At 50.2% G+C, this 20790-nt stretch carries 20 protein-coding genes; 15 read left to right on the top strand and 5 right to left on the bottom strand.

Features of this window, described 5'->3' with window-relative positions:
- Positions 1-2 precede the first annotated feature (2 nt).
- Positions 3-605 (bottom strand): 30S ribosomal protein S4, encoded by a 603-nt coding sequence (gene rpsD / locus ACOZB4_RS13820; protein ID WP_076320710.1) that lies wholly within the window; start codon positions 603-605, stop codon positions 3-5.
- 534 nt (positions 606-1139) lie between these two features.
- Here rpsD and ACOZB4_RS13825 point away from each other — a divergent pair.
- From ACOZB4_RS13825 to ACOZB4_RS13845, 5 genes are all read left to right on the top strand, one after another.
- Entirely contained in the window at positions 1140-3131 is a 1992-nt protein-coding gene (locus ACOZB4_RS13825) for a sensor domain-containing diguanylate cyclase (RefSeq protein WP_379406491.1), read from the top strand.
- A gap of 103 nt (positions 3132-3234) precedes the next feature.
- Positions 3235-4068 carry a hypothetical protein gene (locus tag ACOZB4_RS13830; RefSeq protein WP_379406490.1) on the top strand — a complete coding sequence of 278 codons (834 nt, stop codon included), beginning with the start codon at positions 3235-3237 and terminating at the stop codon, positions 4066-4068.
- A 131-nt stretch (positions 4069-4199) separates the two neighbouring features.
- On the top strand, positions 4200-5315 hold the full coding sequence (locus tag ACOZB4_RS13835) for an aminopeptidase (RefSeq protein ID WP_379406489.1): 1116 nt from the start codon (positions 4200-4202) through the stop codon (positions 5313-5315).
- A 95-nt stretch (positions 5316-5410) separates the two neighbouring features.
- Positions 5411-5656, top strand: a complete 246-nt coding sequence (locus ACOZB4_RS13840) for an HPr family phosphocarrier protein (RefSeq protein WP_071223684.1) — start codon at positions 5411-5413, stop codon at positions 5654-5656.
- A gap of 150 nt (positions 5657-5806) precedes the next feature.
- Complete coding sequence (locus ACOZB4_RS13845; protein WP_009589686.1) at positions 5807-6094, top strand: YlaN family protein; 288 nt, start codon at positions 5807-5809, stop codon at positions 6092-6094.
- A gap of 126 nt (positions 6095-6220) precedes the next feature.
- On the opposite strand, the gene cax is transcribed toward ACOZB4_RS13845, so the two are convergent.
- Positions 6221-7294, bottom strand: coding sequence for a calcium/proton exchanger (gene cax, locus ACOZB4_RS13850; RefSeq protein WP_379406488.1), 1074 nt, complete (start codon positions 7292-7294; stop codon positions 6221-6223).
- 187 nt (positions 7295-7481) lie between these two features.
- Between cax and ACOZB4_RS13855 the strand changes: the two genes are divergently transcribed.
- Positions 7482-7868 carry an Asp23/Gls24 family envelope stress response protein gene (locus tag ACOZB4_RS13855; protein ID WP_009589611.1) on the top strand — a complete coding sequence of 129 codons (387 nt, stop codon included), beginning with the start codon at positions 7482-7484 and terminating at the stop codon, positions 7866-7868.
- A gap of 56 nt (positions 7869-7924) precedes the next feature.
- Here ACOZB4_RS13855 and ftsW read toward each other — a convergent pair whose 3' ends face one another.
- Both ftsW and ACOZB4_RS13865 read right to left on the bottom strand, forming a co-directional pair.
- Positions 7925-9142: a putative lipid II flippase FtsW gene (ftsW, locus tag ACOZB4_RS13860; RefSeq protein ID WP_098742818.1), complete on the bottom strand. Its 1218-nt coding sequence runs from the start codon at positions 9140-9142 to the stop codon at positions 7925-7927.
- 11 nt (positions 9143-9153) lie between these two features.
- Positions 9154-9501 (bottom strand): YugN family protein, encoded by a 348-nt coding sequence (locus ACOZB4_RS13865; RefSeq protein ID WP_076320716.1) that lies wholly within the window; start codon positions 9499-9501, stop codon positions 9154-9156.
- Positions 9502-9752: 251 nt separating this feature from the next.
- On the opposite strand from ACOZB4_RS13865, the gene ACOZB4_RS13870 reads away from it, so the two are divergent.
- From ACOZB4_RS13870 to ACOZB4_RS13910, 9 genes are all read left to right on the top strand, one after another.
- Positions 9753-10262, top strand: coding sequence for an NUDIX hydrolase (locus ACOZB4_RS13870; protein WP_379406487.1), 510 nt, complete (start codon positions 9753-9755; stop codon positions 10260-10262).
- Between the two features lie 31 nt (positions 10263-10293).
- Positions 10294-11466, top strand: coding sequence for a M20 family metallopeptidase (locus ACOZB4_RS13875; RefSeq protein WP_379406486.1), 1173 nt, complete (start codon positions 10294-10296; stop codon positions 11464-11466).
- A 140-nt stretch (positions 11467-11606) separates the two neighbouring features.
- A complete protein-coding gene (locus tag ACOZB4_RS13880) occupies positions 11607-13391 on the top strand; it encodes a DNA repair helicase XPB (RefSeq protein WP_379406485.1) in 1785 nt (594 codons plus the stop codon).
- Positions 13388-15103 (top strand): helicase-associated domain-containing protein, encoded by a 1716-nt coding sequence (locus ACOZB4_RS13885; protein WP_379406484.1) that lies wholly within the window; start codon positions 13388-13390, stop codon positions 15101-15103. The genes ACOZB4_RS13880 and ACOZB4_RS13885 overlap by 4 nt, the downstream gene beginning before the upstream one ends.
- A 104-nt stretch (positions 15104-15207) precedes the next feature.
- Positions 15208-15645, top strand: coding sequence for a YlbF family regulator (locus ACOZB4_RS13890; protein WP_098743096.1), 438 nt, complete (start codon positions 15208-15210; stop codon positions 15643-15645).
- Between the two features lie 47 nt (positions 15646-15692).
- The gene (locus tag ACOZB4_RS13895) at positions 15693-15956 is read left to right on the top strand and encodes a YlbG family protein (protein WP_076320721.1); all 264 of its coding nucleotides are present in this window, start codon (positions 15693-15695) and stop codon (positions 15954-15956) included.
- Positions 15957-16376: 420 nt separating this feature from the next.
- Entirely contained in the window at positions 16377-16814 is a 438-nt protein-coding gene (locus ACOZB4_RS13900) for a hypothetical protein (RefSeq protein ID WP_076320722.1), read from the top strand.
- Positions 16815-16931: 117 nt separating this feature from the next.
- Positions 16932-17837: a selenium metabolism-associated LysR family transcriptional regulator gene (locus ACOZB4_RS13905; RefSeq protein ID WP_339272003.1), complete on the top strand. Its 906-nt coding sequence runs from the start codon at positions 16932-16934 to the stop codon at positions 17835-17837.
- A gap of 38 nt (positions 17838-17875) precedes the next feature.
- Complete coding sequence (locus ACOZB4_RS13910; RefSeq protein ID WP_379406483.1) at positions 17876-18742, top strand: PHP domain-containing protein; 867 nt, start codon at positions 17876-17878, stop codon at positions 18740-18742.
- Positions 18743-18917: 175 nt separating this feature from the next.
- Here the strand turns inward: ACOZB4_RS13910 and ACOZB4_RS13915 are convergent, their stop codons facing one another.
- Positions 18918-20675 carry an Rqc2 family fibronectin-binding protein gene (locus ACOZB4_RS13915; RefSeq protein WP_379406482.1) on the bottom strand — a complete coding sequence of 586 codons (1758 nt, stop codon included), beginning with the start codon at positions 20673-20675 and terminating at the stop codon, positions 18918-18920.
- Between the last annotated feature and the right edge of the window lie 115 nt (positions 20676-20790).

Consider the following 20790-nt stretch of genomic DNA (forward strand, 5'->3'; position numbering starts at 1 on the left):
TCTTAACGGTTGTAGAATTCGACGATTTGTTTCTCATCGATATCTTGGGAAAGTTCGGAACGTTCTGGAAGACGGATGTATTTCCCTTCCATTGCTGCTTCATCAAACTCAAGGTAAGCTGGAAGATGTACGCGGTTAGCCAAAGCTTCCTTGATGGAAGAGAGGCTGCGGCTTCTTTCACGAAGACCGATTACATCGCCAGTGCTCACAGCGTAAGAAGCGATATCGACTTTCTTGCCGTTCACAGTCACGTGACCGTGAGCTACCAATTGACGAGCACCCGCACGGGAGTTGCTGAAGCCAAGACGGTAAACCAGGTTGTCCAGACGGCTCTCAAGCAGGAACATAAAGTTCTCACCAGCGATACCTTTCATGCCAGTTGCTTTGTTAAACAGGGTTTTAAATTGCTTCTCGCCCAAGCCGTACATGTGACGCAGCTTTTGCTTTTCTTGAAGCTGCATACCGTAGTTGCTAATTTTTCTCCGTTGGTTAGGACCATGCTGACCTGGAGGGAAAGGGCGTTTAGCCAATTCTTTACCTGTACCGCTCAGGGAGATTCCCAGACGACGGCTTAATTTAAATTTAGGACCGGTGTAACGTGCCATGTTATATAGACTCCTTTTTAATTAAAGTTTCATTAGGGCTCTATTTGCGCCGTATTTGTTTGCTCTAGCCGTAATCTTCGGAAGATCTGCCAGGAAAGTTCAGCCGCTGTCCTGTCAGTAACAAATAACGTGAGGGTGACACAACCCGCCCAAATTCATGGAATGCATTGCATTCTTACTCAACAATAAATATTATATGAAGTAATGATATAAAGTCAAGTTCAACCTGTAACTTACTATAACTTGGTTTTTGTCTAATTTTGTCGATAGGACTACAGACCTAAAAATATTGTGAAAAACGCATAAATTTTAATGCAAAAATGGGTAGAAAAGAGTAAGATGATATTGGATTAAGTAGTCTCATTTATCTAGTTACATATCGTAACATCTTTTGGTGTTTATCATGACCCTCCCAATATGTTGAACAGCTGGGTTACCGTTATTAAATGCGGCAGCCAAATGGATCCTTACATTATGAATCCCGAACGCCAGTCTTGGATAGGCCTTTTATAATGGTGCAAAGGAGCGCCCAATATGTCAGAAGATCAACGGAAAGCGTATGAAAGCTCTCCCGGTTCTGCAGTTATGTTTAATGATGCTGGGCCAATTCCTGGAAATGAGCCTCGTTTTTGGCTTCAGAGCTTGGATATTACACCTCATGATTTCCCTTATATTCAGCCTCTCATATCAGACAGCTATCTGGAGTGGCTAAGAGAAAGCGCAGGCACACGGGCGATGAAGAAATTCAGCTGGGCCCTTCTTTCTCATGAGGGAGCTTGGCTGACAGGGGCGTCCGAAATAACGCAATACCTTAACGCAAGTGAAGATGAGACGTTATCGCGTACTTTAAACTCCAAAGAAGCCGTCCAAGGGATGGGAAAGGGTTCTTTGGAGGGAAGCGTGCTGTGCGCTGTCCCGCTCTTCACTCGCATTCATGGCGATGTATTTGCGGTGATGGTCAGTGTTTCCTCGCTTGAGATGGAGCCGGAACAGTCACTTATGCTGACAGAAACTCATGCGTTATTGTTTCGTTCCTGCTTCTATCGGAAGTTGGAATACGTATTTGCCGATGATCTGGAGAAAGTCCACAACCAAGCTGAGCGTGAGGTGCACAGGCGTTCCATCATGTTTCAATATGTCAAGCGGATGCATGTGCAGATTAATGTGGACAATGTGCTGGTGGAGGCTATCGACAGTGTTCTGGCACTGTATCCCAAGGCCAAAGTTGAATTGTTTATGTCTCAGGACCATGAGAGCGGACATCCGCTGGTGCGTCCCCTGCTGCTTCATCATTGGCAGAGAGAGGTTTATGTCCGCACATTTATGGAGGGTACCCTCACGATTGATGAACATAAGGAACCCGATTCGATCGTGGAAATCGGGATTCCTATGGGAGGCAAGCAGGGCGTTTATGGCGTGCTCCATGTGGAAGTGGACAAGTCTGAGCTGCCCGATATGGATCTGGAATTGCTCTCTATGATGGCCGATGCTGCGGGCACCGCGTTTGAGAATGCCAAATTGTACGAGCAGTCCAATCTGATGATTCATGAGCTCCGTATGATTAATGAACTGACACAGCGGTTGAACAAAAGCTTGCATTTGGCGGAGATATTTCAATTTGCCAACCATGAGCTGCTAAAGATTCTTGAGGCCGATTACTGCTGCATTTTGATTTATAACGAGGAGCTTGGCGGTCTTGAAGTTGTATCCTGCAACGCCGAATGGCTTGCCAAGGAGGTCTTTGAGAAGGATTATGGTTTGGGCGGCCTAGTCTACCATTCGAAGGAACCGCTCATCCTGTCAGACTATAACGAAGAACGTCCGGCGGAATCCCGGCTAATGGAGAGCACTCATTCCAGCTCGATGATTGCTACTCCGCTTACCGTAAACGGTGAGGTGCGGGGGGTTGTCCTTCTCACCCATGCGAAGCGGCATTATTTTTCGTATGACAGCTATCGGTTGCTTCAAGCTTTGACAAGCCATATTGGTCTGGCTATCGGCAATGCCTTCCTGCATGCGGAAGTGAGAAGAATGGCGAACCGGGATATGCTGACTGAACTGTATGCGAGACATTATCTTGATGAAATGATCCATGAATGTCAGACTCGTGATTTTTGCGGTTCTCTCATTGTTGTGGATATCGATGCATTCAAGCAGGTTAATGATACGTTCGGTCACCAGCGGGGGGACAAAATTCTGAAGCAGGTCAGCAGTATCGTGAAGACAACGATTCGCCATAGCGATATTCCGGCCCGCTGGGGAGGCGAGGAGCTTGCCGTGTATTTGCCGGGACTCGGCATTCAGCAGGCGATGCAGGTCGCCGAACGGATTCGCATAAGGGTATCGGAAGAGACCGACCCGCGCGTAACGGTGTCCTGCGGAATTTCCGAATGGAACTGGACCAATGACAAGATCAGCGTGGAGTCCCTCTTTTATCGAGCGGATATGGCTCTATACGAAGCGAAGAATGGCGGCCGCAACCGGATTGTCGTGGAGAGGGCCGAGGCTGAAATCGGATTAGATTAAATACCCTGCAGCTATTTAGTGGCTGCAGGGTTTTTTCTGTCATCTGCATAATGTCATGGACCGCGGATAGCCTAAGAGAAAGATCAATGAGGGGCTGATGATTATGAGAATAAGAAGATCACGGAGCGTCATCGGAATGGTTTTGTTTGTCTTTTGCTTAACCGGATGTGCCTGGCAAGATCAATTGTCTGCCGAAGAGTCGTTTAACCGCGCCCTGTCGGGGCTGTCTGGCGTTGATAATTTCTCTTTTCGGGGAGAAGCGGCGATTCGGAGCGGAGAAAACGGACCGTTTCAGCAAAGTTTGGCATTTGAAGGCAATCTGCAGCATCATAAGGATCTGACACTATCCTCAAGGAACAAGGGCACAACCATACGTAATGATAAAGATAAGGTATATGCCGATTCGGTATATCAAGCGGATGGACTTACCGTGTCCCTGAAGCGCAAGGAGGGCAAGTGGAGCACACTCTCATCAGGACATGTCGAGGAAATGTGGATAACCCGCTTGAATCCGTTAGAATTACTGGAATATATCGGGAATTCGGAGAAGACGGTGACCCAGGAGCTGGGGGCGGCAAGAGGAACCAAGGTGCTGCGCATCGAGCTGTCACCCGAGGCGGCAGCCCAAATGGTATATGGATCGCTGGATGAGCAGATGAAGACGCTGGCGGAACGGATCGAACGCAAAGGGGATCCGCTGTACAGTGAAGATCCGAAGGTACGCAAACGACTGAAGGCCGTGTGGGAGCGGGACTATAATGAAATGAAGAGCATGTTGAGCAAGGCGGACACGGTTTCGGTTTCTCATGTAACGATTAACCAAAAAAAACAGCTTCCTACCAAACTGACTATGGAACGAACCTTGTTTTTTGTTGATGAACAAGGCAAAACCCGCACGGAAACGTTGCTGTCCGATGTTACATTTACTGGTTATTGAAGGGATTGCCATGAAAATTTTTTTAACGATGAACGCTGACTTAAGGCTGTTCGCATGCTACAATAATGAATAAATTTACCGCTGTTCAATTCATAACGTAGGGAACAGTCATCATAAGGAGGATATGACATATGCGTGATCCCAGAATTCAAAAATTGGCTCAAAATCTCGTGAACTATTCGGTAGATATGCAGCCGGGCGAAAATGTGCTCATCGAAATGATTGGATCGGAGCGCGATCTGCTGAATGCCATCATTGAGGAGGTTTCGAATCAAGGTGGCCGCCCGTTCGTGCAATTGACAGATCGCACGGTTCAACGTGCCATGCTGAAGAACGCAAATAAGGAGCAGCTTGAGCTGTGGGCTGAGCTGGATCTTGAGCGCATGAAGAAAATGGATTGTTACATCGGTATCCGCGCAGGCGAGAACGTCAACGATATGGCTGACGTGCCTGAGGAAAACATGAAGCTGTATAATGCACTTTATTCGCACCCCGTACATAGCGAAGAGCGCGTCAAGCATACGAAGTGGGTGGTTCTCCGCTATCCGAACGCCAGCATGGCGCAGCTTGCCAACACTAGCACCGAGGCGTTTGAGGATTTCTACTTCGATGTGTGCAATCTGGATTACTCCAAAATGGACCGCGCCCAGGATCCTTTGGCCGAGCTGATGAGAAAGACCGACAAGGTTCGCATCGTAGGACCGGGAACGGATCTCAGCTTCTCGATCAAAAACATCGGTGCAGAGAAATGCTCCGGTCAGAAGAACATTCCGGATGGCGAGGTATATACAGCGCCTGTTCGTGATTCAGTTAACGGCACAATCTCTTACAATACACCGACTCTCTACAATGGCGTAACCTTCGAGAATATTATATTCCGCTTTGAAAACGGAAAAATTGTTGAAGCAACCGGTAGCGACACCAAACGTTTGAACGAGATTTTGGATGCGGATGAAGGTGCAAGATATATCGGCGAATTTGCCATCGGCTTCAACCCATATATTTTGACACCGATGAAAGATATTCTGTTTGATGAGAAAATCGCCGGAAGCCTGCATTTTACGCCAGGTCAAGCATATGATGTAACAGACAACGGCAATCGTTCCTCGATTCACTGGGATCTCGTTTTGATCCAGCGTCCGGAGTACGGCGGCGGGGAAATCTACTTTGATGATCGCTTGATTCGCAAGGATGGTATATTTGTTATTCCAGAACTAGCAGCGTTAAATCCGGAAAATCTTAAATAGATTGGAAAAAATGTTGCATAAGAAAACGGATTCAATGTATCATGAAGGTGCAGTGATGAGCTTTATTCAGATCCTAAAGTTACGGAGGGATTCGTATGTCCAATAACAATCAATCTATCGTAGAAATTTCGCAAACCGCTAGCCAGTTCTCATCCTCCATCGTTTTGCAGGCAGAGAACAAGTACATTGATGTTAAGAGCATCTTGGGTCTGTTCACAACGCTTGTCAACAGCCAAAGCTATGAACTGCATGTTCATGGACCTGATGCTGATGCAGCTAAAAAAGCAATGATCGACGTATTCACCAAGCATGGTTTGAATGTATCTGTCGTGGCTGAATAACAGTCGCCCAAAACACCCCTCCATAGAATGGAAGGGTGTTTTTTCGTAGAGAAAGGGTCTATTTTGTTCAGGTCCTTGTATTGAGAAACGATTTCGACTAATATTAAAGGTAGTAACTGTGCTGTGATTTTTGACATAGGGGGGAAGATCATGACTTCATCTGATTTACAGGAACAGCTGAATTTAAAAGCGATCAGTCTTCTTCATGAAGATGCAGATAAAATCCTAAAGCTTATTGAAGTACAGATGGAGAATCTGGCGACCCGTTATTGCCCTCTCTATGAGGAAGTGCTGGATACCCAAATGTACGGTTTTTCAAAAGAGGTTGATTTCGCGGTGCGGGCCGGGCTTCTTCCGGAAAGTACGGGAAAGCAGCTGATCAGCAAGCTTGAACGCAATCTGGCGGTCCTGTACGAAGCCATGAATCAATCCAAATAGCCTGTATTCGTACAGGCGCATACATAGAGAAACGCATGTCGCACTCAGGCGGCATGCGTTTTTTTCTTGTGAATTATCGCACACGATGCAGGCAGCTGTGTGGGCTTACCCTTCCTTACATTACATTTAGACGAGGAAGAACGAGACGCTTAGTATGACGTACACGGCGAGCAGCAGAAGGCCTTCATACCAGTTGGAGGCACCGTCTTGCGTAATGGATCTGGCAATGAATACGGCGACACCGATAGCAACCAGCTCCAGCGTGGTAAACACAATATCCATCGTATCCCCAAGGAAGAAGCTGATGAACACGAGCACGGGAGCAACAAACAGGGCAATCTGCAGGCTGCTGCCAACGGCAATTTCAACGGCTGCGCCGATTTTGTTCTTCATGGCGAGCATAATGGCTGCACTGTGCTCGGCTGCGTTACCGATAATCGCTACAAGGAATGCCCCGATAAACAGTTCGCTAAGGCCATACTCGTGGCTGATAGGCTCAAGCACCCCCACAAGCCATTCACTGACAAACGCAACCATCACCGTAGCGACAACGAGGTACAGTATTGAGCGTTTCTTGGACCAGACGGGACCGTGCTCGTGCGGCAGCGCATCCTGATCGTTATCGTCGCTGACATCCGCCAGATAGTTCTTGTGGGTGATCATCGAGAACCCCAGCCATGCGATGTAGGCTACGATCAGAATTCCCGCCACAATGAGGCTGAGCGTCTTGGTCTCACTCTCCGTAATGGAGTGGGTATTCAGAAAGACAGCAGGGATAAACAGGGCGATAATCGCCAGCGTCATCAGGGATCCGTTCAGACCTGCCAGCGTCACGTTGTATTTTTGGATTTTAAATTTGAGGCCCCCGGCAAACAGGCTGAGTCCGAGGACGAGCAGCAGGTTGCCGATAATGGAGCCGGTGATGCTTGCTTTCACCATATCGTACAAGCCTTCCTTGATCAGCAGGATGGCAATGATCAGCTCCGCCGCGTTACCGAAGGTGGCGTTCAGGAATCCCCCGAGCCGTTGACCGGCGTAATGCGCAACGCTTTCGGTTGCTTTGCCAAGGAAACCGGCGACAAAAATAACTGAGATGGCAGACAGAATGAATTGGAGTGTGAAGTTCCAATCCGCAAAATGCCCCAGCGCACTAAGCAAAAAAGTGAAGATGAGCAGCGCGGGGTTCAGCCATTTTTTCATAATCGACACCTACCTTATGATTTATGTATTGATGAGTTCTTGCGAGCGGAAACGACGATTCTCGTATCGCTTTTTACAATATACCCAAATTTTTCGGAAAATTATCCTTCTTTTCAGAAAGGAGCATTTGCTTTTTAGGTCCGTTACCATTTACAATAACGGATAATGAGGTGAAGGAGGAAATGGCATGACGGAACAACTTCAACTGGATAACGGTTTGATTCGAATATCGGATGATGTCGTCTCGAAAATTGCCGGATTAGCTGCCTTGGAAACCCCAGGTATTGCAGCAATGTCCGGTGGATTGTCCGAGGGCTGGGCTAAGCGACTGAGCGGCAAAAATGTGCAAAAGGGTGTTACCGTAGAAGTAGGTCAGCTGGAAGCGGCGATTGACCTGCGGATTATCGTGCTTTATGAGACACCCATACATGAAGTGTGCCGCATGCTTCAACAGAATGTCCGCGAAGCTGTCGAGAGCATGACAGGACTTCGTGTGGTTGAGGTCAATGTGAAGGTCGAAGGCGTAGCTTTTAAAGACGATGAAATCGACGATATTCAGCTTCGAGCTAAATAAGACGTACCATAGGGGATCCGTTCCCCGCTGATGATGAAAAAAAACGAGAAAAAAGACTACCCGATTGCCCGGTAGTCTTTTTTAATTACGGATTTAACCTGCTCCTCTTTCATCGGACGGTTGCTGTCCCTGGATATGCTAAGCACGATTCCCATGCTCAGCATCATAACCAGCAGCGAGGATCCGCCATAACTGATGAATGGGAGGGTAACGCCCGTTATCGGGATGGTATTGGTAACCCCACCGATATTGATGAAGGCCTGTATGGCGATTAGTCCCATGATGCCGACGCCGGTCAAGGTTCCGAACGGATCCGAGCAGCGAAGCGACACAATGATCCCTCGCAGGATAAAGTATAAGTAGAGCAGGAGGAATATCGCAGTTCCGATAAAACCGAATTCTTCGCCGATGACCGAAAAGATAAAGTCATTGTAAGGATTCGGCAGGTAATGCAGCTTCTGCACACTCTCCCCGTAACCGGCTCCAGTGACACCGCCCTGGCCGATGGCGATCAGCGATTGCACCAAATTGTAGCCCGTGTCCGACTCATCGTGGAACGGGTCCATGAAAGCCTCGATCCGGCCCATCTTGTAGTTCTTGGAAGCCTGCTCCTGATCTCCGCTGGAGTTAAAGAGTGCACCGACGCCCAGAGTGAGTACCAGGCCAAGCGCGACAAGCGAGATACATCCCAGGATATGCTTGAGGCTGGCGCCGCCAGCATAGATCAGCAGCCCGCTCGTAGCCACGAGGATGAAGCAGGAACCTAAATCCGGCTGAAGCATGATAAGTCCCGCTACGACCCCTACAATAATGAGTACGGGGAAGAAACCGCCCTTCCATTGACGAATTCGTTCCCCTTTTTTGGTAATCAGCGCTGCCAGATAGACAATGGTCGCAATTTTGGCCAGTTCGGTCGGCTGGATGCCGAATTTCCCCAGGTTAAACCAGCTTGTGGCTCCGTTGGTTGCGGAACCGATGATCACCACAAGAATCAGCAGCATCAAGGTTAGAAAAAACACCGGTATGAATAGCTGCTTGTATTTCTTATAGTTGATGTTCATGGCAACAAACATAACCAACGTGCCAAGGACGGCAAACGCGACTTGCCGCTTCGTAAAATGCAGCGGATCGTTATTGAATTTTTCATTGAAAACGGCCAAGCTGGAGCTGGAACTGAACACCATGATCAGTCCGAATCCCACTAACAGCAAGGTAAGGATCAGCAGTTGAAAATCAGGCGTCCCTCTCTTCGGCTGAGGTTTGGTCGTATTCATAATGTTCGACCTTACGCTTCCAGAAGAGCTTTGAGCTCTTGAAGCTTCTTGGTAGCCACATTCATAACGGGCTGTGGAGCCATGGATTCATACTCAAGTCCGTGCGGGAACGTGGCTCTACCCAGGTATACCGCTTCGATTTTGAGGATGGCGTCCGGTTTTTCGAGCTTGCCTTCAACAGCGCGGGTGTTAATGCGCAGGAAGTATTCAGCCTGATTTTTTTTATCTTCGATTTTCAAGTCATATGTAGCGCGGTAGTATTCCCACTGCCAACGAATGAAGCCTACTTTCTCGGCACATTCATCAAGGTAAGCTAAATCGCTGTGCAATCCGTCCAAGCCTGTATTTTCGAAAATCATGTGGTTGTAACCCCCTTAATAGTCCTTGCAAAGTTCTTTAATATGATAGTATGTTTCAGGAACTTGTGCAAGCCTGTACCGCCCGTCACGCTTCAATTGAGACCTTTTATCCAGATGAGATTTTGATAACGACAGGCATTCTTCTTTTCTGCTAAAATAAATGGAAGTGAAAACGCTGTGAAATGTACGCTTTCCATCCTGGTGGTTATATATTCATAGGACTTCAATTAAGCGAAGGGTGGATATGGCCGATGAATCGCGTCGTTTACCGCACGGATTATTATGTAGTGGAAGAGAACGGGCAGCAGGAAATTGTCGTAATTGACCGGATTCCGGAATCGGCAGCGGTTGTGGCCGTTCATCAAGGTTGTCTGCTCTTGGTATGCCAGCACAGGGAAGCGGTTGATAAGATCACCTGGGAGCTTCCCGGCGGAACGGTGAAACCGGGTGAGGAACGGAAGCTTGCCGTGAAGCGGGAGCTTGAGGAAGAGGCAGGCGTGCTGTGCAAGGACCTGTCCTACATGGGCAGTGCTTATCCGATGGCTTCTCTGGCCAACCGGAACGTTCATTTTTATTTCACCGACGATTTGAAGGTGTCTGGCAGCCAAGAGTCGAATCAAGATGAGGACGAAGATGTTAGAGCTGTGTGGGTCCCGCTCAGGGATGTATATCGCAAGATCAAGGAAGGCGGCCGAATGGATGCCATGGTTGGGCACGGACTGCTGCTGAGCAAGCTTTACGGATTTCTTGCGATCGATTGAGCCGCATATAGCGGGGGGAGGATGATGGAACTTGACGAAGGAAGCATTTTGGGAACAATGGTATCCACGGATGGTGGAGTGGCGTCGTCATTTACATATGCACCCGGAACTTTCGTTCCAGGAGAAGGAAACTTCGACATTTATAGCAACCCGGCTGCAGGAGCTTGGCCTTGCGGTCAAGACAGGTGTGGGCGGGCATGGCGTTATAGGAATTATAAAAGGAGATACACCTGGCAAGACCGTTGTGCTGCGTTCTGATATGGATGCGCTGCCGATTGAAGACGGCAAGAGCTGCGAGTACAAATCCCGGGTGCAAGGCGTGATGCACGCTTGTGGGCATGATGGGCATACCTCCATGCTGCTGGGGGCCGCTGCTTATTACAGCACGTATCCGGAAGAAGTCCAGGGCGAAATTCGTTTTATGTTCCAGCCGGCGGAGGAAGTCTGTCCCGGCGGTGCGGTAGAGATGATCAAGGATGGAGCACTTGACGGAGCCGACGTTGTCTATGGTCTCCACTTATGGACGCCGTTTCCGGTAGGGACCGCAGCGAGCGCGCCGGGTCCGCTGATGGCTGCGGCGGATGAGTTTTTCATTGATATTACAGGGCGCGGGGGACATGGCGGTATGCCGCATGTGACAGCCGATGCCCTGGTAGCGGGGGCAGCGCTTGTTATGCAGCTCCAAACCATTGTAAGCCGCACGGTAGATCCACTGCAGCCTGCCGTGGTTACGGTAGGAACGATGCAGGCCGGAACGGCGCAAAACGTAATTGCTTCCTCTTGCCGGATCACGGGAACGGTGCGCACCTTTGACGAACCTACCCGGACATTGATCCGGGAGCGGATCGAACATATGACCCGGACGGTTTCGGAAACCTACGGCACGAAGGCAGCGGTCCGATATCTCGTCGGTTATCCACCCTTGGTGAATGATGAGACCGAAACCGCGCGGTTCTTCCGTACGGCACCGAAAATATTCGAAGCGGATCAGGTCAAGGTCTCGCCCAAACTGATGCCAGCGGAGGATTTTGCCTATTACTTGATGGAAATTCCAGGCTGCTTCATTTTTGTTGGAGCCGGTAACCCGGACAAAGGGGCAATCTATCCGCATCATCACCCGATGTTCGACTTTGATGAAGATGCTATGCGTTATGGGGCGAAGCTGCTGGTCGAGATGGTGTCGAGTTATCAGAACGGGGACTAGACTTTAAGAAAATCGCAATCATCGCGCATGAACGCTCGTCATTTGGAAATCCTATTGATCATAGGGGAAGTTCAGATCCATGGATATGGATGTGGGCTTCTTTTTTTTGAGAGAACCAAATGTTACGAGGAGGGATTAAGATGCATAACAAGCCATGCATCGTCCAGCGGGATCGGACCATCTTGCTTGAGACCGCTCATGTGGAGGCTGAGGCCGCACGCGAACAACTGGCCCAGTATGCGGAATTGATCAAAAGTCCTACGTCTTTTCATACATATCGCCTGTCCCCGTTATCCTTATGGAACGCTGCTGCCGGAGGATTGACAGCTGAGGCGATTTGTTCGAGCCTTCAGTCGCTATCACGTTGGGATGTGCCGGCAGCCCTGCTGGAAGAGGTTATCCAGCTCGTTGGGCGTTACGGACAGCTGTCGCTGCTCCCGCATCCCACACAGGATTGTTCATTGCTGCTACACAGCAATAGCGAAGCCCTGATGCAGGAGCTCAGGTCCAAGCGTTCCCTGATGGAAATCGGCGTTCGATTGATTTTGGCAAACGAGGCAGAGGTGCCCTCAGACCGGCGTGGCCTATTAAAGCAGGAGTTGACCCGGCTTGGATATCCTGTGCTGGATCAGGCGGGATATTTGGACGGGCAATATCTGAACATCCTTTGGCGAGGAGAAACAACGGGTACGGAGAGAGGCGGAGGTTTAAGCGGCGGCTCAAACGATCAGCGATTCAAGCTTCGCGACTATCAGCAGAAGGCTGCTGAGTCCTTTCGGGATATCGGCGGAGAAGGGGGGAACGGGGTGCTTGTCCTGCCCTGTGGTGCCGGGAAAACGGTGATTGGCATCGCCGCCATGCGCGATCTGCAGTGCGAGACCCTGATTCTAACCTCCAACACAACGTCTGTAAGGCAGTGGATCGACGAGCTGCTGCAGAAAACCTCACTCTCCGCGGAGGAGATCGGTGAATACTCCGGTCAGCGCAAAGAGGTGAGGCCGGTAACGGTCGCTACCTATCACATCTTGACCCAAAGGCAGGGCAAGAGCGATGAACAACAGCATATGAAGCTGTTTAATGAACGTCGCTGGGGCTTAATCATCTATGATGAGGTCCATCTCCTCCCCGCCCCGGTATTCCGTGCGACGGCCGATATTCAGGCGACCCGCAGGCTTGGTCTGACCGCCACCTTGGTTCGCGAGGATGGAAGGGAGCATGACGTGTTCTCGCTGATCGGCCCCAAACGATATGAAATGCCGTGGAAAAGGCTGGAGGAGCAGGGCTGGATTGCTTCGGTGAACTGCACGGAGATTAAGGTGCCGCTGCCGGATGAGATAAGAGAAGCCTGCAAGACGGTAGGCAAAAGGGAGCAGTATCGGCTGGCTGCCGAGAATCCCTCCAAGCTTCGTGTGATTCGGCAGCTCGTGGATCTCCACAAGGATGCACAGACGCTGATCATCGGGCAATACCTGGATCAGCTTCATGCCATTGCCGAGGAGCTGCAGGCCCCTCTCATTACGGGGCAAATGACGCAGGATCAGCGCAATGAATGGTATAAGGCTTTCCGGGAAGGAGCCGTCCGTGTACTTGTCGTTTCGAAAGTGGCTAACTTCGCGGTTGATCTGCCCGATGCTTCCGTCGCGATCGAGGTTTCGGGCAGTTACGGCTCACGGCAGGAGGAGGCGCAGCGCCTTGGACGCTTGCTGCGGCCGAAGCAGGGGGAGAATCGGGCTTATTTCTATGCATTGGTGACGGAGGACAGCCGGGAGGAGATGTTTGCGATCCGGCGCCAGCTGTTCCTGATTGAGCAGGGATATGAATATCACGCGATTCAAGCGAAGCATCCGGCATCCCTTGACCTCATAGCGATGCGGCATACGCATCGCTTGCAGATTCCTGACGGGAAGGAGGCCTCGTGGAGATGATGGAACAGCAGAACGTGGCGGAAGCCACAAGCTTAGAGCATCTTCTTGCCAAGGAGCGATCGGTCCTTCATCATATTTGGAGCCGCTTTGCCGGGCAGAGCTTTGATGACGACAAGCTTCGCTCGCTTCGCGTTCAACGCCTGAGCGGTGTGGAAGTACAGCTCGCCTTCTTATCCTTGAGGCAGCAGCGATGGGTTCAAGCAGTCAAACAGGGCTGGGGCGAGAGGCTGTATTTCATTCCTTTTGATAAACTTCAGATTCTCCAGGAGGCTTTTGGCAATCTCGAGGCGGATTCCGTTCCTGCTGCTGCCGTGAAGCTCCAGCAAGAGGGAAGAAGCGGCATAGCAGTTGATATGTTCAATGTGCTTGTCTATATGGCCAAGAACCAGGTGGCTATAACCGCTAAAGGGGTTCTACATAAGAAGTTTATTCAGAAGCTGGGAAGCATCGTGGGATTAACGCCATCCGATGTCGAGGGGCTTACTCTCCAATATGATCACGCTGATGTTTACCCACCGTATGTTGCGATCGTATTGGATCTGCTGTTTTCGTTTGAGCTGGTCGCCTTGGAGCAAAGGGAGCTTAGGCTAAACATGACCGCGTTGCGTCATTGGCTCGCACTCTCACGCGAAGCGATGGACCGATTGGTTCTTTTGCACATGATGGAACGTTATGTTCCGGGTTCGGCCGAGTATCAGCATTTCACATGGCAGATTTGCCACTCATCACGGATCGTCGGGATGTGGTATTATGCTCAGCACATGTTAGCAAAGGGCGAGGAACCACTGAACTGGAATCCTCTTAGGGGAAGGGAGTTGTCCGCGGGGGATGCGGCTTCATGGCTCCGTTTATTGACCGGTTGCGGTTACATCGATCTTGGGATGGATCACGATGGTCAATTCCTGTTCCGGTGGCGTATGGATCCCTGCTCCTTGTTGAGTGGAAGCAGTAAGGATGACACCGGATCTTCGGGGCTGTTTATTCAGCCGGATTTTGATATATTGATTCCGCCTGACGTGCCTTATATGGTCAAGTTTACGGCTGCCCTATGCACGGAGCGCATCTCGGATGACGTAATGACGGTTTATCGACTGACCAGAGATTCGGTAGCTCAGGCGGCGACTGCAGGAATGGGGCCGGAAGCGATCACGGCTTTTTTCACGGAACATGCAGTGGCAGGAATTCCAGAGAACGTGTACACGGCCCTACGTCAATGGGGCAAGGAGATTGAACGCGCGGGGAGGAATGAGTTCTTACGGTATGCCGGCGCAACTCCAAAAGATGAAACGGAATTCGGGGCCAGTGATGAAGGAGATAACCGTTCCGCTTTGCCGCGTTATCCAGGCTGCCCTTCTAGCGGATTGATTCGCTCTGCTCGCAGTGAGCTTGTTCTTGAATGGGACGACAGCCTTCCGGATAAAGCGTCAATCGTTCCGGATTTGAACCGGATTCCCATCATGTGGACACGGGATTGGCGTTCTTATCACGGTTCGACGGCCAAGCAAATGATGGAGCAGGCGCTTGAATTGTCAGCCAAATTAGAGATTGCGGTCGATGGAAGCCGGATGGAGTTTATTCCATATCAGCTCGAGCGGCAGCCATGGAAAATTTCGGGAGCATTATATGATCTGGATTCCGATTCCGAAATGACGGGAACCGTGGTGCAGTTAGGCGAAGGGGAATGGAAGGAAATGCGGCTTGTGATTCCGTAAAAGCGTATGAATTCCCCCTTCTTAAGATACGAGCGTTATGCTATGATGAAAGAGTCCACAAAAATAAAGCGTGGGCCAAACTATTAGAAAAGCGGGATGAGTTCATGAGCGTATCGGAAATAAACACGGTCGATATGGCCGAGGTGCTCACCTATGCCTATGAAATAGGCGACATGATTAATGCTTCCGTCGAAGTGGCGGATTATCTATATTGGAAGCAGGCAGTTGAAGGTGATCCTACGATTCAGGCTTTGATCAGAAAGCTTGATTCCAAGAAAGAGCTATTTGAAGAGACTCAGCGGTTCGGTCACTTTCACCCGAATTACCATTCGGCCAAGGATGAAGTAGCCGCAGTGGAGGCGGAGCTTGAGGCTTACGAGCCTGTAGCCCGGTTTAAGCAGGCGGAGAAGAATCTGGACGATCTGCTGCATTCGATGTCGGAGAAGATTGCTTTTTCGGTTTCGGAGAGCATCAAGGTACCTGGCAACGATCCTCTTCCCAAGAAGGGGTGCGGCAGCGGCGGAGCTTGTTCGTGCGGATAATAAGCATAGACTAGAGATAGAGACGAAAGTGAGGCGAGGAGCTTAGGATGTTGGCTGAACGGACCGGTTTTATTATATGGGTCAGCGATGTAAAGGCAGCAAGAAATTTGGAGAAATACGGCAGCGTGCACTATATATCACGCCGCATGCATTATGTTGTCATGTACGTCAATGCTGACCGCGCCGAGGAAACAATGAAGAACATCCGGAGATTGTCCTACGTTCGTAAGATCGAGCGCTCCTTCCGGAATGAGATCAAGACGGAGTACAGCAGCAAAGGGCCGGATAAAGCGAAGTTTTACGGTCCTTAGCATGATGTGCCTGATCAAGACTCTAACGTTAACGCATAAGTTAGCATAAAGCGGCCCCCACGGGGGCCGCTTTTTTTAAGATATTGGAAGGTATAAAATTGAAGCATGGGACTTCCTGATATCGCAAGAGAAATCCACTTTTTTATAAAGTTTTTTTGGATTGATGGCGATAGATTGGCATAAATCGGAATCTTGTTTGATAAAATAGTATAAGTAAGGTACAATTTACATTTTAATCAAGCCATCATTCCAGGCGACGTCAGCGCCTAACGCACAGGATACAACTAGAGATATTTCTAAATTTTCGGTGATTGTTCACAAGAAGCGAGGTTTCAATCTTGTGAATGCCAGTGGAATGATGTAATATGTTGGGTATATATACATAGATACAAAGACCCATTTGGTGGAGAGTGATATTCCATGCGCGACAAAGGGACAGAGCGGTGGAGCACCTATGAGCCGTTTTATATTACGTTAAATGATAAAAAGGTAGCCGACATCATCATTACCAATCATGCGAAGAGCCGTTATACGGACCGGGTTCAGGGCAACGACACCTCCCATGAGGAAATCGGGACTTGGATGTGGGAGTGCCTGAAACAGGACCGGATCGTGCCGTATTACCGCAACGAACAGGATGTCTATCTGATTGACGACGACTTGGTGGTTGTGGCGGAGTTTTCGGAGCTGGAGCATGAACGTGATTTGATTGGCAACCCGCTGCACCGGATGATTATTGTAACTTTTTTGGGACGTATGTCAGAAACCATTGAGCTTCGAGACCTGAAGTCGTATTACTCATGGCTTCGCCATTCACGTCGTATGACACTGATTAAGAACAGCCGGAAACGTAAATAAAGAAATAGAGTCATCATATGGCATGCGAGCGTAAGCGCGGATGTCTTTTTTGTATGCTCCGCTCTGATCCGTTACAATGATAATAACAAGAGAGGCAGCGAGAGGGGAACCGATGCTATGAACTTTCATCAGCTACATATTTTTTATACGGTAGCAGAGCGTGGGAGTTTTTCCGCTGCTGCCCAGGCGCTTCATATGAGCCAGCCCGCTGTGACGATGCAGGTACAATCGTTGGAGGAATATTTTGGGACAAAGCTCCTCATTCGTTCCACCAAGCGCATGGAATTGTCCGAGGCCGGGAGGACGCTGCTTCCTTTTGCCCGCAAGAGCCTGGAGCTGTCGCAGGAAACGGACGCAGCGATGGCGGCATTCTCAAATAAGCTTCAGGGAAGACTGCAACTGGGGGCTAGCCTGACTATCGGGGAGTACGTGCTGCCTCGACTGCTGGGGCCCTTCGGTCGGGAGTATCCCGATATATCCATCATGCTTAAAGTGATGAACACCACGCAGATTCTCGAGGAAATCGCTGGCCATCAATTGAATTTCGGGCTGATTGAGGCACCTGTCGAGCATCCGGATATGGTCTTGGATTCGGTTATGGAGGATGAACTGAAACTGATCGTTCCTTCCAGCCATCCTTTAGCGACAAGGGAAGATGCGATATATTTGGAGGAGGTGCTGAAGTATCCGTTTGTCCTTCGTGAGAAGGGGTCTGGCACCCGGAAGGTGATGGAGCATGTGCTGCTTATGCGGGGGTACGATCCCGAGAGCATCCGGACGGTAATGGAGCTTGGGAGTACGGGAGCGGTGAAATCGGCGGTAGAGGAAGGACTCGGCATTACGATGCTGTCGACCTCAACGGTCAAGCATGAAACGGCGCTCGGCTTAGTCAAAATGATCGATATTGCGGATGCCTCATTTAAACGGAACTTTTATTCCATTCAGTTGCGGTCAGCGCTGCTGCCGATGTCGGCGATGACGTTTTTGGCCTATTTAAGGGAACGCCAGCGAAACCAGCGATAAAGCACACCCGCACATACAACGAAAGGGGATTGAATATCATGGATACATCGATGGATCGGACAGGCTGCGACCTTCATTCCCACACTCAGGCTTCAGACGGGATGAACACACCTTCGGAGAACGTGCAGCTTGCCTTCGATCGGGGACTTGGGGCGCTAGCTATAACGGATCATGACACCGTAGCTGGTGTCGAGGAGGCGCTGCAAGCCGGAGAACGGCTGAACATGGTCGTGGTCCCTGGCGTAGAAATCAGCACCATGGCATGCGGGACGGATATTCACGTCCTAGGCTATTACATAGATTACCGGAACCCCGTATTTCTGGAGCGGCTGGTAGAGCTCCGTCGAACGAGGGAGAAGCGTAATGAGAAGATCATGAGCAAGCTAAGAGAGCTTGGCATCGAGCTTACGATGGAGGAAGTGATCGCCAGCTTGGGACGGCCGCTGGAACCCGATGAGAGCATCGGCCGCCCGCATATTGCGGATGCGCTGGTCCTGAAGGGCCATGCTCTCGATCTCAGGGATGCCTTCGATCGTTATCTCGCACAGGGCGCAGCTGCTTATGTGCCGCAGCCGCGGATTCATCCCAAGGAAGCCTGCGAATGGATACGGGAAGCCGGGGGTGTGCCGGTGCTTGCACACCCTGGACTCTACAGCGATGACGCGTTGGTGAGAGCGGTCATTGAAGAGGCTGCATTCAAAGGGATTGAAGTCTATCATTCGGACCATGGGGCAGCGGAGGAGAAACGCTACTTGGCCATGGCCGAAGATTACGGCTTGATCGTGACCGCCGGATCGGATTACCATGGTGAGAGGCAGGGCCAGGTATTCCATGGGGATATCGGAAGCCGCCAGGTATCTATCCAGGTGTTGGACCAACTTCAACAGGCGCAGGCAAGGAGCTGAGAACCCGACAATACTGCCGGTTTCGAGCGGATTAAGTTTGTGCGGCTTCGGCGGATTCGTATAGGAGAATCCTGGCATGAGAATAAGAAAAAACGGGCATCCCGGCTGGTCACACGACCTTTCGGGGTACCCGTTTTTTAGTTAAATTAACGATATATCGATGTCTTAGATTATCTTAATTGCGATTGTTTTTTACCGAACTGGGCATCGCCTTGATCCGCTGCTCGTCTGGCGTGACAAACAGCGTTTTCTGATTGTCATAAATGACAAATCCCGGCTTAGCTCCATTCGGCTTGCGTACATGGCGAATGAGTGTGTAGTCGACGGGAACACTGCTCGATTCTTTAGCCTGACTGTAATAAGCAGCCAGCTGTGCCGCTTCCTGCAGCGTTGCATCCCCGTACTCGCTACTGCAGATAACCACGTGGGAGCCCGGGATATCCTTGGTGTGCAGCCATGTATCGTTAGAGGAAGCGAGACGGTTGGTAACGTACTCGTTTTGTAGGTTGTTTTTGCCTACATAAAGCTCGATGCCTTCGGATGAAGTATAGACATGCAGCGTCGGCTTGTCGTTTTTCTTCTTTTTCTTCGCTTTACGATTGCGGTCTCTTAAGTATCCCTGCTGGATCAGCTCTTCCCGGATTTCATCGATGTCGCTCAAGGAAGCATGCGACAGCTGCTGCAGAAGATTCTCGATATAGTTGATCTCTTCGCGGGTTTTGATTAATTGTTCGTCGATGACCGCGAGGCTGTTCTTGTACTTGTTATATTTTTTGAAATAGCGCTGTGCATTGTCCGACGGAGTCAGGAGCGGATCCAACGGGATGGTGACGGTCGCCTGCTCTTCATCATAGAAGTTAACCAGCTGGGCTTCACGGTCGCCCTTCTTAATCTGATGGAGCGAGGCGAAGAGAAGCTCGCCAAAGATACGATACCGGTCGGCATCCCCGGCTTCTTCCAAGTCCTTATTCAGATTATCCAGCTTCTTGATGTTCTTCGTCCGTTCATTCTGCAGGAATCGGAGGAGGTCGCTTACCTTCTGTTTAACTGTATCCCGCTGCGCCTTATCCCCGTAATAATCCTCCATGCATCGGCTGACCGACTCGTAGGTTGTGGTTTCGTCCACCAGCGAGGTCAGCGGAATGACGGAGAACACCGATTTCCCCTTGGCATTGACGCCTGTAACGGGCGTATATTGATGGTTACGAACTTGTTCCATGAGTTCATCAAAAACGCTCCACAGGCTGCCGCAATCTTTTTCCCCTTCAACCCCGCTAGCACTGCTTTCTCCTGCGCGGTGGGCAATTTCCTGTGCCGCGAGCGGACTGAGGCCGCTGAACGCGCTGACCAACCATGGAACGGCCTGCTCCTCGTTCATCAGACAAGATTCCCGGAAGGCTTCCTGCAAGGTTTCGAGCGGATTCAGCTTGTGCTGCTCCGGCGGATTCGTATAGGCGAATCCCGGCATGACCACGCGATAGCTGCTGATGGCGGGTGTCACATGGTTGATGCCGTCCAGAATGGTGTCGCTTGCTGGGTCGAGCAGAATGATGTTACTGTGTCTGCCCATCAGTTCGACGATGATTTTCTTGGAGGAGATATCCCCAAGTTCGTCGCGCTGCCGGATCGTAATATGGATAATTCGTTCCATACCGACCTGCTGGATGTCCTCGATGATGCCGCTCTCGCAATGCTTGCGCAGAATCATGCAAAACATAGGGGCTTCGGCCGGATTCAGAAAGGTCTCCTGTGTCAGATGAACCCTGGGATACGTGGGGTTTGCGGATAGCAGCAGCTTGGCGTTTCCCTGCTGGGTGCGTATATGAAACACGATGTCCCGATCGTTCGGTTGATATATTTTATTGATCCGTGCGCCCCGGCATGATTGAAGCTCATGCACGATCGCACGTGTGACAATGCCGTCTAATGCCATCCTTCATTCTCCTATCTGTCTGTTACCCTTCCTATCGTACTTCTCTATGATGCCATATTTCCCTTAAAAACTTAAGGCCCCTTCTGTGATAATTCAGGACCTGTCCGAATACATT

The sequence above is a fragment of the Paenibacillus sp. NPDC058898 genome (genome assembly GCF_049316025.1).
GTDB lineage: Bacteria > Bacillota > Bacilli > Paenibacillales > Paenibacillaceae > Paenibacillus_AQ.